The sequence below is a fragment of the Mammaliicoccus sp. F-M27 genome, assembly GCF_022387115.1.
Classification (GTDB): domain Bacteria; phylum Bacillota; class Bacilli; order Staphylococcales; family Staphylococcaceae; genus Mammaliicoccus; species Mammaliicoccus vitulinus.
The window spans coordinates 1-14,989 of record NZ_JAJNIE010000002.1 but is presented as its reverse complement, the minus strand read 5'-3'; the positions used below and the strand labels follow the sequence as shown (position 1 = coordinate 14,989).

The 14,989-nt window shown below is 30.4% G+C and carries 16 protein-coding genes; 11 read left to right on the top strand and 5 right to left on the bottom strand.

Annotation, left to right across the window (positions count from 1 at the left end):
- Nucleotides 1-19: 19 nt before the first annotated feature.
- The gene (locus LQ598_RS02435; RefSeq protein WP_016912288.1) at nucleotides 20-637 is read right to left on the bottom strand and encodes a DedA family protein; all 618 of its coding nucleotides are present in this window, start codon (nucleotides 635-637) and stop codon (nucleotides 20-22) included.
- Nucleotides 638-733: 96 nt separating this feature from the next.
- Complete coding sequence (msrA, locus tag LQ598_RS02430; protein ID WP_103323445.1) at nucleotides 734-1,234, bottom strand: peptide-methionine (S)-S-oxide reductase MsrA; 501 nt, start codon at nucleotides 1,232-1,234, stop codon at nucleotides 734-736.
- 154 nt (nucleotides 1,235-1,388) lie between these two features.
- On the opposite strand from msrA, the gene LQ598_RS02425 reads away from it, so the two are divergent.
- Entirely contained in the window at nucleotides 1,389-2,366 is a 978-nt protein-coding gene (locus LQ598_RS02425; protein ID WP_016912290.1) for an LCP family protein, read from the top strand.
- 87 nt (nucleotides 2,367-2,453) lie between these two features.
- Here LQ598_RS02425 and LQ598_RS02420 read toward each other — a convergent pair whose 3' ends face one another.
- Both LQ598_RS02420 and LQ598_RS02415 read right to left on the bottom strand, forming a co-directional pair.
- Nucleotides 2,454-2,639 carry a 2-hydroxymuconate tautomerase gene (locus tag LQ598_RS02420; RefSeq protein ID WP_016912291.1) on the bottom strand — a complete coding sequence of 62 codons (186 nt, stop codon included), beginning with the start codon at nucleotides 2,637-2,639 and terminating at the stop codon, nucleotides 2,454-2,456.
- A gap of 2 nt (nucleotides 2,640-2,641) precedes the next feature.
- Nucleotides 2,642-3,652: a cation diffusion facilitator family transporter gene (locus LQ598_RS02415; RefSeq protein ID WP_103323444.1), complete on the bottom strand. Its 1,011-nt coding sequence runs from the start codon at nucleotides 3,650-3,652 to the stop codon at nucleotides 2,642-2,644.
- Nucleotides 3,653-4,051: 399 nt separating this feature from the next.
- Between LQ598_RS02415 and mqo the strand changes: the two genes are divergently transcribed.
- From mqo to LQ598_RS02380, 7 genes are all read left to right on the top strand, one after another.
- Entirely contained in the window at nucleotides 4,052-5,536 is a 1,485-nt protein-coding gene (gene mqo, locus LQ598_RS02410) for a malate dehydrogenase (quinone) (protein ID WP_239745136.1), read from the top strand.
- Between the two features lie 226 nt (nucleotides 5,537-5,762).
- Nucleotides 5,763-6,167, top strand: coding sequence for a sporulation protein (locus LQ598_RS02405; protein WP_016912294.1), 405 nt, complete (start codon nucleotides 5,763-5,765; stop codon nucleotides 6,165-6,167).
- 135 nt (nucleotides 6,168-6,302) lie between these two features.
- Nucleotides 6,303-7,526 (top strand): Y-family DNA polymerase, encoded by a 1,224-nt coding sequence (locus LQ598_RS02400; protein ID WP_107559425.1) that lies wholly within the window; start codon nucleotides 6,303-6,305, stop codon nucleotides 7,524-7,526.
- Between the two features lie 168 nt (nucleotides 7,527-7,694).
- Nucleotides 7,695-8,774 (top strand): hypothetical protein, encoded by a 1,080-nt coding sequence (locus LQ598_RS02395; RefSeq protein ID WP_107557247.1) that lies wholly within the window; start codon nucleotides 7,695-7,697, stop codon nucleotides 8,772-8,774.
- 26 nt (nucleotides 8,775-8,800) lie between these two features.
- A complete protein-coding gene (locus LQ598_RS02390; protein ID WP_239745135.1) occupies nucleotides 8,801-10,081 on the top strand; it encodes a hypothetical protein in 1,281 nt (426 codons plus the stop codon).
- 112 nt (nucleotides 10,082-10,193) lie between these two features.
- Nucleotides 10,194-10,610, top strand: a complete 417-nt coding sequence (locus LQ598_RS02385; protein ID WP_188350450.1) for a VOC family protein — start codon at nucleotides 10,194-10,196, stop codon at nucleotides 10,608-10,610.
- Nucleotides 10,611-10,723: 113 nt separating this feature from the next.
- Entirely contained in the window at nucleotides 10,724-11,866 is a 1,143-nt protein-coding gene (locus LQ598_RS02380) for a glycerate kinase family protein (RefSeq protein WP_239745134.1), read from the top strand.
- A gap of 79 nt (nucleotides 11,867-11,945) precedes the next feature.
- Here LQ598_RS02380 and LQ598_RS02375 read toward each other — a convergent pair whose 3' ends face one another.
- Nucleotides 11,946-13,460 (bottom strand): Na+/H+ antiporter NhaC family protein, encoded by a 1,515-nt coding sequence (locus tag LQ598_RS02375; RefSeq protein ID WP_107557248.1) that lies wholly within the window; start codon nucleotides 13,458-13,460, stop codon nucleotides 11,946-11,948.
- 208 nt (nucleotides 13,461-13,668) lie between these two features.
- On the opposite strand from LQ598_RS02375, the gene LQ598_RS02370 reads away from it, so the two are divergent.
- The 3 genes from LQ598_RS02370 to LQ598_RS02360 all read left to right on the top strand — a co-directional run.
- Nucleotides 13,669-13,872, top strand: a complete 204-nt coding sequence (locus tag LQ598_RS02370; protein ID WP_016913215.1) for a helix-turn-helix transcriptional regulator — start codon at nucleotides 13,669-13,671, stop codon at nucleotides 13,870-13,872.
- Nucleotides 13,869-14,594, top strand: coding sequence for a DUF3169 family protein (locus LQ598_RS02365; RefSeq protein ID WP_103323287.1), 726 nt, complete (start codon nucleotides 13,869-13,871; stop codon nucleotides 14,592-14,594). Before LQ598_RS02370 ends, LQ598_RS02365 begins: the two co-directional genes overlap by 4 nt.
- A 156-nt stretch (nucleotides 14,595-14,750) precedes the next feature.
- A partial coding sequence (locus tag LQ598_RS02360) for a hypothetical protein (protein WP_481817111.1) occupies nucleotides 14,751-14,989 on the top strand: 239 nt, incomplete at its 3' end.

Sequence of the window (14,989 nt, the reverse complement as noted above, 5' to 3'; positions counted from 1 at the left end):
GTCTTCTTTTTTGTGCTATTTATTGAACACGTGTTTCTTTAATTCTCTTATACCATAAATAAATGACGTAAAGTACAATTACGGCTATAACTATCATGAATATTTTAGAGTACATACTTACATAAACTATAATTTCATGCCAATGTTTACCTAATGTCTTACCGAGCATAATAAGAAATATATTCCACATGCCCGTTCCTATTGCTGTTAATAATATAAATAGAGGTATGTTCATTTTCGTAATACCTGCTGGCAATGAAATGAGCGTTCTGACAATCGGTATAAAACGTCCAATAAAGATAGCCCAATGACCGTATTGATCTAACCATTTAATTGTTTTATCTAAATCTTGAGTTTTGATACCTATATATTTACCACGTTTATGTATAAATTTATATAATCGATCTTCACCTATATATGCACCGATGCTGTATAAAACAAGCGCACCAAGCACAGCACCTATAACTGTGATAATACATACAATGATAATATTTAGGTCTGATTGAGATGTCATAAATCCTGCGAATGTTAATATAATTTCTGATGGGAAGGGATGTATAACATACTCTAAAAATACGAGTATAAAGACACCAATATATCCATATTGTGTCATAAATTCAGTAATCCATTGTTCCATAACATACTCCTTAATAAAAAATTCATAATGTGTGTACATAAAAATAACAGTATTGTATAACGCTATTGTATACTTTACTGTTATTTTATCACATCATTATTTTAAGCTTTTTCTAATTTCTTGTTCTTCTTGATAGCGAGTTGGATTTTTTTTGTAAAAATCTTGATGATAATCTTCAGCTTCGTAAAAAGGTTGATATGGTAATAGTTTCGTTACAACGGATTTACCTTCTGGCAGCTTTTTATTTAATTGTTCTATATATTCTTCAGCTAATTTTTTTTGATCGTCATTCGTATAGAAAATTGCTGTTTGATATTGTGTTCCACGGTCTTGATATTGTCCGTGTGCATCAGTAGGGTCGATTATTGCAAAATAAATTTCTAATAATCTGTTATATGAGAATAAAGCAACATCATATTGGATTTCGACTACTTCTAGATGACCAGTATCGCCTTTTTTCACTTCTTCGTAAGTTGGATTTTCTGTTGTACCTCCCATATAGCCAGAAGTTACTTTATCAATGCCTTCATATTCATCGAATGGTTTAACCATACACCAAAAGCATCCACCTGCAAAATACGCTTTATTCATATTCATTATATTTTTACCATCCTTTATTCAGTCTCAAGTCTTATTTTTTAATTAGGTTTGCAATTTTTCTTGATTTTTAATAGAGAAATTGGTTAACTTAATGTATGAGTCTCATTATAATATATTTAGACTCAATTTTGAAGATAAAAGGCTGGTTACAATGACTTCGCAAAATCAATCAGAAACTGAAGGCACTCGTCAAACGAATGTACCGAAAAGAAATAAAAAGCGTAGAATAAAAAAAAGACCTTTTATTATCTTAGGTATCATCTTATTATTAGTTTGTTTAGGATTTTATATTAATGCTTCTTATAAATCAGGTTTAAAAGTTTCTTCAGACCATGGTAAAAAGCAGGAATTACATAAATTCCATAGTACAACAAGAAACGATGGTAAAGTAAATGTTCTCGTATTAGGGGAAGACCGCAAAGTAGATAATTCACAACCTAGAACAGATTCAATTATGATTGTTCAATACGATTATTTGAAGAAAGATCTTAAAATTGTATCAGTCATGAGAGATATATATTCAGAAATTCCAGGTGGTTATCGTAATTATAAAATTAACACTGCATATTCATTAGGAGGTCCTGAGTTACTGCGTAAGACATTGAAGAAAAATCTTGATATTGATCCGGAATATTATGCGATTATTGATTTTGATGGATTTGAGCAAATGGTTGATGAAATATCACCTAAAGGCGTTCCAATCAATGTCGAAAAAGATATGTCTGAAAAAATAGGTGTTTCACTGAAAAAAGGTCAACATAACTTAAACGGGAAAGAATTGCTAGGTTATGCACGTTATAGACATGACGAAGAAGGTGACTTTGGACGAGTGAGAAGACAGCAGCAAGTGATGACAGGTCTTAAATCTGAGTTATTAAGTGTCGATTCAGTTGTGAAAGCACCCAAATTAGCAGGGATTGCAAGAGGTTATGTAAATACTAATTTAGATGACCAAACAATCTATAAAACGGGCGCTAGTTTTATAGCTAGAGGCGATAAAGATATAAAAACATTAACAGTTCCTGTTAAAGGTTCATATACGAATGCGAATGATCTTGAAAATGGAGCAGTTCTTAAAATCGATAAAGAAAAGAACAAAGAAGCAATAAAGAAATTTCTTAACGATTAATAAAACAATTTGAGACATAAATACCCATTCTCAAAATAAAAAATCTCTTCACTAGGTTTTAGACTAGTGAAGAGATTTTTTGATTTTTTATGAATCTGATTTACGTACGCCTGCAACGCCATAATGCTCAGGTTTCATTTCTTCTATAATCACTTGGATGTTCTCTTTTGGTGCTTTAGCATTTTGATGCACAGCTTCAGTGACATCTTTTACAAGACCTTTTAATTGTTCGTCTGATCTACCTTCAATTAACTTAATGTTTACGATTGGCATATTTAGCGCTCCTTTTTATATTGAATATTTGCTGAAGGACCTGAATCTCCGCTCCAGTCTGTTTGACCATCGTCTTCAATGAATTCTATATTGACATCTTCAACGTGTGATAAGTCTAACAGTTTTAATATAATCCGTTTTCTTATTTCTGACAACTCTTTCAGTGTGAAGTTTTGATTCACTTCTAATAAACTTTCAATATGAAGTGCTTCTCCTTCTTTTATTACTGCAAGTCGTTTAATGTCAGCAATTGATTTATCATCTAAAATAACTCTAGAAGCATGGATTTCTGATTCATGGTCAGCAATACCTAATACACCTTGAGCATTTTCTATAAAGATAATACCTACAATTACAAACATCATGATACCGATTATAACTGAGGCAATACCTTCTAACATGCCTAAACCAGTCAATCTTGCAATGATGATTGAAATAACTGCAATGATCCCACCAGCAGTTGCAACTGTATCTTCCATAAATACTAATTTAGTGGCTGGCTTTGCTTTTCCTATCAGTAAATAACTTTTAGTAAAAGGTGTTAATAACCCTTTACTGCTTTCACCAGCTTCTTCTAATATTTCTTTACCAGCTTTTCTTAAAACAATACCTTCAAGTACAATACCAATTGCTAAAACACCTATGTTTATCCAGAAGAATAATAACGGTCCATTTGTGTCATTAGGGTGGACAATGTGGTGAAAACCTTCTTTAACTGTTTCGTATGAAAGAATACCTACAATAATTACAGCGATTAAACAAACAAGGTTAATTAATCTTCCATAGCCAAGTGGGAATTTTTCATTTGGGCTTCTCTTAGAGAAAGCAGAACCTAAAAATACAAATAATTGATTGGCAGCATCACCAAATGAATGCATCATTTCAGCGAACATAGCAATATTTCCAGTGAAAATAAAGGCTAGTAGTTTTAAACAGCCAAGAATAAAATTAACGACGGCAGCTGTTAAGGAAGACATGCTTCCTTTTTTAAGTAAATTAAAAAGACCTTTCATATTGAGCTCCTTTGTAAATAGATTGTTATGATTATATCACTTTAATACCACGAATCAACGCATGATAAGCATTTATTTTAAAAAATCATAATTATATTATGTAAACTATACATGACGTTTGAAAAATGAAAAACACTCGATAGGGGGAATGTGTTATAATATTTATGTTGATATAGTAATTAGGTTATACTAATATACGACTATTTTAATGTAACTTAATATTAAAATATACTTATTACACTATGTGTACTTGTTGTCACTTTTTAAATGAATCTATAAGGTTTATAATAGAAGTAATACATAGATTATTTTAAACAAATTTGAAAATTTGTATATTTTTTTATGGGTATTTATATATAGTCGAGTAGATTAATATTGAAAGGGGCTCTGTAGTTAATTATGAATTCGATACATAAGAAAACAGATGTAATATTAATTGGTGGAGGCATTATGAGTGCAACTTTAGGTATTATGCTTAAAGAATTATCACCAAACATAGAAATTAAATTATTTGAAAAATTATCAAAACCGGCAGAAGAAAGTTCTAATGAATGGAACAATGCGGGTACAGGTCATTCAGCATTATGCGAATTGAACTATACAAAAGAAGAGGCGGATGGTTCGGTTAATATAGATAAAGCTATTAAAATAAACGAACAGTTTCAACTATCAAAACAATTTTGGACTTATTTAGTGAATAAAGGAAGTTTACCTAGTCCTGAAACATTTATTCGTCCTGTACCTCATATGAGTTTTGTATATGGCGAAAAGAACGTCCAGTTTCTAAAAAAGCGTTGTGAAGCATTGTCAGGTAATCCATTATTCCCAGGTATGACTTTTACGGATGATTTTGAAACATTGAAACATTGGATGCCTTTAATGATGGAAGGTCGTCCTGCAAACGAAAAAATTGCTGCAACTAAGATTGAATCAGGTACTGATGTCAATTTTGGTAATTTAACGCGTTCATTATTAGATAACTTGAAAGAACAAGACGTAGAAGTTAATTACAATCATTCTGTACAACATATACGTAGAAACGAAGATAATACATGGCAATTAAAAGTATATAATGCAGAAACTAAAAAAGTGGAGTACCACAATACTAAATTTGTCTTTATCGGTGCTGGTGGCGGAAGTTTACCACTGTTACAAAAAACACATATTAAAGAAGCTTCAAATATAGGTGGATTCCCTGTAAGTGGATTATTCATGGTATGTAATAACGAAGAAGTTATTGCTAAACATGATGCTAAAGTTTACGGGAAAGCTAAAGTTGGTGCACCACCTATGTCTGTACCACATTTAGATACTAGATATATAGAAGGTAAGAGATCGTTACTATTTGGACCTTTTGCAGGTTTTTCACCAAAATTCTTAAAAACAGGATCTAACATGGATTTACTTGGTTCAGTTAAGCCTAATAATGTATTTACGATGTTATCTGCAGGTTTAAAAGAAATGGGTCTAACAAAATACTTAGTAGAACAAGTATTATTATCAGATGAAAAACGATTAGAAGAACTTAAAGAATTTGTACCAACTGCAAAACTAGAAGATTGGGATGTTGTCATAGCAGGTCAACGTGTTCAAGTCATTAAAGACACGAAAGAAGGCGGAAAGGGCACATTGCAATTTGGTACAGAGCTTGTAACAAGTGAAGATGGCTCGATTTCAGCTTTGTTAGGTGCTTCACCTGGTGCTTCAACAGCTGTTCATGTTATGTTGCAATTATTAGAAAAATGTTTCCCAGAAGATTTCGTTGAATGGGAAGAAAAAATCAAAAAAATGATACCATCATTTAGATTGAATTTATCAGAACATCCAGATTTATTTAATGAAATAAATACATCTACTTCAAAAGCATTAGGTTTATATAAGTAATGAATCATATACGTAATAAAACGTAGATAAAATATCTATGTTTCAGAATGTAGACAAAGTCTTAGACTTTGTCTACATTTTTTTATGCGCATGCTTTTCCCGCAAGAGTCAGCGCTAAAAATACCAAGTGTTATCTAGAAAATATTAAAAACTTTATATATTCTCTTTAAATTTTAGTTTAATCGGGTTAAACTATCTTTAATGAAGATTAAGGGGGATATGTATTATGTTTGAAAAATTACTTACCTCTATAGGTGTCGGTAATCTAACAATCGATACGCGATTAGAAAAAACAACTTTTAACGAAGAAGAACCAATTAAAGGAAAAGTTATATTTAAAGGTGGTTCATGTGACTTAAAAGTTGAATATATTATGTTGTCACTAATTGAACGTGTCAATAATCAAAATGAGGATAGCGATTTTTCAGAATTTGATTATGAATTGCATAAGCATAAAGTGAATAAATCCTTTTTAATTAAAAAGAAAGATCACCAAGAGTATGAATTTGAATTCAAACTTGAACAAATCGAATTTAAAGGTGAACCAGAAGAAATATTTCTTAAGACACATGTTCATATAGATCAGTCAGTCGGTGCTGACGATGAAGAAAGACTAAATATAATTAGATAATTGTGATGGAGGCTAGGACAAATTAATTGTCTTAGCCTCCATTATTATATTAAAAACAGTTTGGATAATTCTTGAAATAGAACACATGTTCGTATATAATGAAAATACATTAATACGACGATGGAAGGTGAATTTATGTATAAATATCGTTTACGTGAGAACAGATATATTTTGTGCATAGATCAAAGTAGTTTTTTTGCAAATGTTTCATGTGTGAGTAAAGGTATTAATCCTGTTGAGCATAAACTAGCTGTTATATCGGATACGAAAAGGCAAGGAGCTATTGTTATAGATGCTACAGAGCCATTAAAAGGCATAGGAATAGAAACTGGTTCAAGGTTGTTTGAAATACCTCATAGAAGTGATATATATATTATTAATCCAAATATGAATCACTATGTTAATGATTCATTAGCTATATATAAAGTGTTATTACAATATGTAGACTGTAAAGACGTAAAACAGTTTAATATCGATGAAATATTTATAGATATCACTTATATTTACAAATATTATTGCTCATCTCCAAAGGAATTTGCGAACATGCTCATGGAAAAAATTGAACATGAAACGCAATTAAAGTGTCCAATAGGCATTGGACCTAATATGTTTATGAGCAAGATGGCATTAAAATCAGAAGCAAAGGTTAATAAACAACTCATTGCTGAGTGGAAATATGAGGATATTCCTACGAAATTATGGCCAATTCATCCACTTAATAAAATGTGGGGTATTAATCATCGTGTAGAAAAGAACTTAAATGATTTAGGTATATTTACAGTTCGAGATTTAGCACATTATCCATTAAATAAATTAATGAAATTATATGGAGAAATAGGGAAAGAATTGCATCTCAACAGTAATGGGTTTGATTTAAATAATATTCAAGATGCGCATCGTTTACTAAAGCCAAGTATTTCATGCGACATAGAGCTTACGAGAGATTATCAGTATTATGAAATGAAAAGTATGATACTCGAAATAGTAGAAAGTTTAACAATGCAATTAAGATCAAGGAATTTATTAGTAAAATCTATCTCATTTTCAATGAAAAGTCGCAAGAATGATCGTATATCTAAGCAATATACTTTAAAGGACGGTACAAATATAACAATAGATATATTTAGAGTTATATGGAGCTTTACCGAACAGCTATGTGATAAGCAAGAAAAATATCATGAATTGAATATTTCTCTTAATAACTTCGTACCTGAAAGGACACGCGAGCTCAATACATTTATAGATAAATTTGAAAGAGAAAGAAATGAAGCACTTGAAATACTCATAAAAGAAACAAAAAGAAAACAGAAAGTTAATAGACAATCAAATAGTCCGTTAAGACTAAGTAACGTAAACTAAAGTGGGCAAATTAAACTTATAAAATCAGCCATACAAATATAGGCTGATTTTATGATGTATATTTTGTTTAAGCTAAATAATTCATATATACTTATTTAGAAACAACTTATGTTAATGATTTATGAATCGGCATAAGTTATGAAATTCACTATTGGGGGCATATTTTATATGCAAGTAAAACAGTTATACATGATATTGATTCAAATATTAGTACTTTTTATGATCATCTCTTTAATCTTTTCACAAACACCGGTAGCTTTTGTAGTGATATATGCAATATCTGCAGCAATTTTAATATTACATATTCACCTTACAAAACATAGTTGGAAAGTTAAAAGTATTTTCACGATCACTTATATAGCAATATTAGTGCTACAAGAAGTATATATTTCAGTTGGTGTCTTTGATCAGCAAGCACTTTGGATAACTTTGTTTATTAAAAAATTAATTGCTATCATCATTATTTTTATACCGTATTTTGTACGTTATTTACATTATATTTATACAATTGAACATCAATTTGCGATGAACGAACTATCGTCTGTTAGCTTTGATATGATAAGAGATGTTGTAAAAAGAAAAAATAGTTTTAAAAGTAATATCACTAAAGGTAAAGTTGCTTTATCTAAAGAAAATATTAACGAAATTGCAAATGATATACCAAGGCATAGCTATTTTAAATACTTAAATAAAGACATATTAAATGATAACTACTTTAAAGATTGTGAAAATAGTTTAACTGATGAACATGTCTATATCATTATTTCCAGTACTGGAAGTTCAGCCAGTGAGTTAATATCTTTATTTACACGTAAAATCTATAATCATGTATCACTTAGCTTTGATAAAGAATTAAGAACAACTATTAGCTATAATGGTGGAGAAAATGTGACTTTACCAGGTTTGAATCAAGAACAGTTGCAGTCATTTAATAAAAAAAGTGATGCGAGTATAATGGTATATAAAATAAATGTTCCGAAAGAAAACAAAAAAATCATGATTGAGAAAATAAGAGAAATAAATGAAACAGGAAGTGCATATAATTTAGTTGGACTTGTTACCAAAATATCTATTAGACCTAACATCATGTTTTGTTCGCAGTTCGTATATAACATTTTAAAAATTGGCAACGTTCATTATTTCGATGTTGAGCAAACAAAAGTAAAGCCAACCGATTTTATTGAAAATGACTATTATAGGAAGTTGCAATTTTGTTATGAAATTCAGTTTAATGAATTAAAAGCGTAACTATAAAATGAGAGAAGGTCTCGTTCATGGGTGATATAAATAAATACAAAATGAAATTAGATAATACAGCTATCATTCATATGGCATCTAAGAATAAAGATTGGCTCAATATGTTTAGAATCTCAGTACATTTTAAAGAAGAAATAAATCCAGTAATATTACAAAAATCATTGAATAATATATATAAAAGGTTTCCGACAATTGCAGCGAGGATAACAAATGATTTATTTTGGTATTATCAACAGCCCATTAAAAAAGCGCCGAAAATAAAAAAAGATACAGCACTACTTAAACCTATGTCAAACGAAGCATTATATAATTGTTCGTTTAGAATTTTATACTCGGAGAAAAGTATACATGTTGAATTATTTCATTCTTTAACTGATGGTAGAGGTGGCATGATATTTGTTAAATCATTAGCATATGAATACCTCAAATTAAAACATCATATTAATATCAGTTACACAACAGATATTTTACTTGCTGAAGATGATATATCGGATGGAGAAGTTGTAGATAGCTACCAAAAAGATAAAGTGAGACAGGATAAGAAAATAAATAAAGCATACAATAAGGTTTATCAATTACAAGGTAAGAAAATGGATCAATTAATTATTGAAAAATTTATTCTAGATATTGAAGACATTAAATCTTTAGCTAAAAAAATGGAAGTTAGTCTTACTGTATTAATATGTTCAATTATTATGAAAGCACTGCTAGATTTACAAGAGCAAGAAATATCAAAAAGACATCAACGGCCTATTAGTATCTTTCTACCAATTGATTTGAGAAATATGTTTAACAGTCAAACATTAAGGAATTTTGTATTATATATTAAACCTCAAATCCACCCAACTCTACAAAGCGAAACTTTAACAGATATAATAGACTCTGTTAAAAAACAGTTTGAAGAAGGTTTATCAAAAGAACGTATGCAAGATACGATGAATAAAAATGTAAGTTTACAAAATAATGTCCTGGTGAAATATATGCCATTGTTTCTTAAAAATTTATTCATGAAAATGGCATTTAAGTTTAGTGAAAAATCAACTTGCTTAACAGTATCAAATATAGGATTAATACAACTAGACCAAAAAATGGATGAATATATTGAATCCTTCGATTGCATACTCAATACAAGATCTGATAGCCCATATAACTGTGGTATTATAAGCTATCATGATAAAATTCATATTAATTTCATAAGAAATATAGATAGTTCTAAGTTAGAAAGTAACATTGGTAAAATATTTAACGCATTAAATATTTCATGGGATGTTCAAAAACAAGTATATAAAACAACATAAATGTAATCATATATGACAATATATGAATTATGTAAATATTATTAACATTTGACAAACTTTACGCACATTTATATACTTATTTTGACCGACAATCAAATATGGGGAGTGGTGCATGGTGATTAAACAAGTTACACCTTATCTTTACTTTAACGGAACTTGCGAAGAAGCATTAGCATTTTATAGTGAAGCGCTAGATGGAAGTGTAAGAGAATCACAAACATATGGTGACGCAGGAGTAGATGTGGCACAAGATTCTAACAGAATTATTCATGCACAATTAGAAGTAAATGGTCATTTATTTATGTTTTCCGACATACCAAATGATGATGACTCATTAAACAAGAACCATAACATATACATTGTTTTAGAATTTGAAAACGAAGAACAAATTAATGAAGTTTATAATATCTTTAAAGAAGAAGGACAAGTTCAAATGGAACTTGAAAAAGCCTTCTGGGGCCAAACTTATGCTAAAGTGATAGATAAATTTGGTATAGGTTGGGATTTAAGTTATACACATCAAGAATAGATGATGATTATTACGTTAACGATAAAGTTAGCGTAATATTTTTTTACATATTTTAAGGGTATTTAAATGATAAAATATATATTGAATAACCTAGAATAAAGGTGGGGTTATACATGAAAGTTTTGATTGCACCAGATTCCTTTAAAGGGAGTATGGATGCTTTAAGTGTGGCTCAAGCTATTGAGAAAGGCATTCTAAAAGTTTCTCCTGAAACGGATACTGTTATTCTCCCGATGGCTGATGGTGGTGAAGGCACGATGATTAACTTAGTTCAGGCTACTGAGGGTCATGTTGTGGATGTTCAAAGTGTGGATCCTTTAAATAGAGCGATTAAATCAAAATATGGTATTACGGGCGATGGTAAGACTGCAATTATTGAGCTTGCAACGAGTTCGGGCATCGACTTGCTTAAAGATGATGAGCTTAATCCAATGATAACAACAACTTATGGTACTGGTTTGCTGATTAAAGATGCATTAGCGCAAGGTATTAAAGATTTTATTATTTGTTTAGGTGGAAGTGCAACAAACGATGCTGGTATTGGTTTGTTACAAGCATTAGGATACCGATTTTTAGATGAGAATGGACTGCCGCTAGAACTAGATGGTCAATATATAAATCGCTTAGCAACTATTGATGAGCGTAAAGTAATGCCTGAAGTTAAAGATGCGAACTTTGAGATTGCTTGTGATGTTACAAATCCATTTATTGGAGCTAATGGTGCAAGTTATATATTTGGCGCTCAAAAAGGTGCTACAAAAGAGATGATTAAAAGTCTTGATAATGGTTTAGAACATTTTGCTAATATCGTTGAAAAGCAAAAAAGTATGTCTATTCATTATATTGAAGGTGCAGGTGCTGCAGGTGGAACAGCTGGTGGTATGCTTGCATTTTTAAATGCAGAATTAAAAAGAGGCATTGAACTTGTTGTGGATTTTGTGAAATTCAGAGATTTATTAAAACAAGAACAAATCGATTTGATTATAACTGGTGAAGGCAAAATAGATGGCCAAACAGCAGGTGGTAAAGTGATATCTGGTATATGTCAATTAGCAAAAGAAAACGACATTCCAACTATAGCATTAGGAGGTAGTGTTGAAGGAGAATTGTCAGAACTTTATACACAAGGTCTAACTGCTGCATTTAGCATTACGAATGGTCCAATGAATTTGAATGACGCAATGACAAATAGTGCATATTTAATAGAGAGACAAGCTGAACAAGTGTTTAGAACATTAATACGTAACATCAAATAAAAAAAGAGTTTACGATATAAATCCTAACTTAAAATAAATCACCCAATCCGTTGGAATCATTTTCGGATTGGGTGATTTATTATGTACTATATTTATATTTTTGAACTTTATGGATAATGAATACGCCGATAACCATAAACACAATTGCTATAACAAGTGTGAACTTAAAGTCAATCATGCTTGTAATCAGTAATGCGATAGCTGTTACAACACCATTAAAGATTGCAATTGGTACTTGTGTTTTATTGTGATCTTTATGATCAGCACCTGCACCAGTAGAAGAAAGAATCGTTGTATCTGATATAGGTGAACTATGATCCCCAAATATACCGCCTGAAATGACAGCACCAATACATACTGTTAAAGGTAAATCTAAATGATAACCAAGTGGTATTGCTAATGGTAACATGATTGCAAATGTGCCCCATGAAGTACCATTGGCAAAGGACATACACGCACCGACTAAGAAGATGAGGGCAGGCACAATTGCTGGTGGAATTGTACCGTCTATCACTTGCACGATATAGTTAGCAGTTCCTAATTTATCTAACACACTTCCTAAAGACCATGCTAAAACTAAAATAATTAAAATATCCGTCATATTTTTCATGCCTGAAGTGTAAATGTTTAATGATTGACTAATAGTCTTCACTTTAAAAATCAGCATCATAATAATGATTGATATTGCAGAAAAGAAATAAGATAAGCTGAGCGCAATTCTAAAATCTTTTCCTTCTACACTTTGGAATGGAAATCCTTTAGGTGCTAATAATGTGAATAAAGAGATGATAAGTATAAGAATAGGTAACCATATAAGTATAGGTTTACTTTTACTTTCTACATCTTGATCAGTATCAATACTTTCTCTTAAAGGTTTAGCATTTTCCCAATAAATTTCGCCACTATTCATGATACGTTCTTCTGCTTTTTTCATTGGACCGAAATCTAATTTTAATATAACAATTAAAGGTACGATCAGAACAGCAAGTACAGGATAAATAAAATAAGGTAACGACGTGATAAAAGCATCCCATGAAGTCATATCAATACTTAAACGCTTAAATTCAGTGTCTATTAGTCCCATAATATAAACACCCCAACCAATAAATGGAATCATAACTGACACTGGAGATGCAGTAGAATCGATGATCCACGCTAGCTTTTCTCGTGAAATTTTAGCTTTATCAAATAAACTTTCATAAATTGGTCCAACAATTAGAGGTGTGCCCATCTCAGAGAAGAAAATGATAATACCACTAAACCACGCTGCCAATTGGATTTTAATTCTATTCTTAGTTCCCGAGATAAAATGATTAGCAAACGCTTTAGCGCCACCTGAATTTTCGAGTAACGCTACAAATCCACCGATGAATACTAATAATATAAGAATGCCTGCATTATATTCATCAGCAACTGTAACGAATAGGTAGTCGCCTAATAATTTTTTTAATGAAGAAATAGGGTTGAAACTTGTTAGTAATAATATCCCCGAAAAAAGTCCTAAGAAAAGAGAAACGATTACACTACGTGTTAACAACACCATAATGATTGCGATGATTGGTGGTATGATCGACCAGAAGCCAAAACTATCCATAATATATAACCTCCCTGAAAATTAGTCTGAATGTTGTAATAAATTAAATCATTACATAAAATTTATAATTAGTAAATAAATTTTTAATAAATAAACATAAAAATGTATACTCATACATTATGAATGACAAGTATAGTTATAAAAATGACAACTATACTTGTCATTTTGACGATAATAGTATATATTAGTAAAAGTAGGTGGTGGTCAGATGAAGAATAGGGTGAAAGAGTTAAGAGCACGAGAAGGCTTTAACCAAACTGAATTGGCAAAAAGAGCAGGCATATCAAGACAAACAGTTTCCTTAATAGAACGTAATAACTTTATGCCATCAGTATTGACTGCTGTAAGAATAGCAAGAATACTCAAAGAAAATGTAGAAAATGTTTTCATATTCGAGGAGGATGAATTATGAAAAAGAATAAAATCATGTTTATAGGAAACTTTATTCTATATATGATTATTGGTGGTTTAGCTGGAGGGCTAGCAGTAACATTGTTTGACTCTAGTCATAAATTTTTAGAAATTCAGCTCACAAAATTACAGACGAATATCACAACGATAGTATTAGCCATCGTTATAGTTATTTTAATCTGTATATTAATGAATGTTTATAAAAAAGCAAAAAAATATAGGAAATTAGACACTAATACTGATGACGAAGATGAAATAGAAGTGCAGTTAGAAAAAACATTAATATATCCACCAGTTTTGCTTGGACTTATAACAACACTAGCATTAATAATACTTAATATCGTGATTAATTTATCAGAAGAACCAAGTGTAATTGGGCTTATCATTACTTGCTTATCACTGGTTATAACAGCACCATTATCATATATGCATTTGTCGAATTTGAGAAAATTATATCCTGAAAGAAATTATCCAAAAGCAGGAGACAAAAAATTAAATGAAAAATTAGTAGATATGATGGATAGTGGCGAGCAATATATTACATTAGTGGCACTACAAAAAACATTTTCATTAAATCAACAATTAATCATTTGGATTATAGGACTAGCTTCTATATTCTCTATCACTTCAAATAACAATCAATTTTTCAGTGTATCGTTATTGATTATTTTATATTTAGTAAACACAATGTACTACACTAAAAAAGTATCAGAAACATTTTAAAACTGCCGTTACTTCGGTAGTTTTTTTATTTGATGTTGTATACAATATCATCACCAATTTATCGACTAGATACTAGCAAAAAAAGCCCAAACCTTATTGATATGCTCCCTGTTAAGGAAACACTTAAATAGTGAAAACTTAGCAGGGAGTTTTACTATGACTAGAAATATTAAAATAGATATAAATACATTATTAGAAGCTTTTGATTTATATGAACAAGGCTATAGCTTCTTAAATGTTATGAAAATGTTGTCATTGAATACAAATCATAGATTATTAAGTGAAAAATACCAGAGGTATAAATTATATGGAGTTAATGGATTGTTACCTAAAACAAAAAATAACTCGTATCCGTCATCTTTTAAATTACAAATTATTAATGAGTATTTTGAAAA

What these genes read in the sequence shown, in the direction of transcription:
- LQ598_RS02435 (WP_016912288.1), bottom strand. Translation starts at nt 637, where the DNA reads ATGGAACAATGGATTACTGAATTTATGACACAATATGGATATATTGGT.
- msrA (WP_103323445.1), bottom strand. Translation starts at nt 1,234, where the DNA reads ATGAATATGAATAAAGCGTATTTTGCAGGTGGATGCTTTTGGTGTATG.
- LQ598_RS02425 (WP_016912290.1), top strand. Translation starts at nt 1,389, where the DNA reads ATGACTTCGCAAAATCAATCAGAAACTGAAGGCACTCGTCAAACGAAT.
- LQ598_RS02420 (WP_016912291.1), bottom strand. Translation starts at nt 2,639, where the DNA reads ATGCCAATCGTAAACATTAAGTTAATTGAAGGTAGATCAGACGAACAA.
- LQ598_RS02415 (WP_103323444.1), bottom strand. Translation starts at nt 3,652, where the DNA reads ATGAAAGGTCTTTTTAATTTACTTAAAAAAGGAAGCATGTCTTCCTTA.
- mqo (WP_239745136.1), top strand. Translation starts at nt 4,052, where the DNA reads ATGAATTCGATACATAAGAAAACAGATGTAATATTAATTGGTGGAGGC.
- LQ598_RS02405 (WP_016912294.1), top strand. Translation starts at nt 5,763, where the DNA reads ATGTTTGAAAAATTACTTACCTCTATAGGTGTCGGTAATCTAACAATC.
- LQ598_RS02400 (WP_107559425.1), top strand. Translation starts at nt 6,303, where the DNA reads ATGTATAAATATCGTTTACGTGAGAACAGATATATTTTGTGCATAGAT.
- LQ598_RS02395 (WP_107557247.1), top strand. Translation starts at nt 7,695, where the DNA reads ATGCAAGTAAAACAGTTATACATGATATTGATTCAAATATTAGTACTT.
- LQ598_RS02390 (WP_239745135.1), top strand. Translation starts at nt 8,801, where the DNA reads ATGGGTGATATAAATAAATACAAAATGAAATTAGATAATACAGCTATC.
- LQ598_RS02385 (WP_188350450.1), top strand. Translation starts at nt 10,194, where the DNA reads ATGGTGATTAAACAAGTTACACCTTATCTTTACTTTAACGGAACTTGC.
- LQ598_RS02380 (WP_239745134.1), top strand. Translation starts at nt 10,724, where the DNA reads ATGAAAGTTTTGATTGCACCAGATTCCTTTAAAGGGAGTATGGATGCT.
- LQ598_RS02375 (WP_107557248.1), bottom strand. Translation starts at nt 13,460, where the DNA reads ATGGATAGTTTTGGCTTCTGGTCGATCATACCACCAATCATCGCAATC.
- LQ598_RS02370 (WP_016913215.1), top strand. Translation starts at nt 13,669, where the DNA reads ATGAAGAATAGGGTGAAAGAGTTAAGAGCACGAGAAGGCTTTAACCAA.
- LQ598_RS02365 (WP_103323287.1), top strand. Translation starts at nt 13,869, where the DNA reads ATGAAAAAGAATAAAATCATGTTTATAGGAAACTTTATTCTATATATG.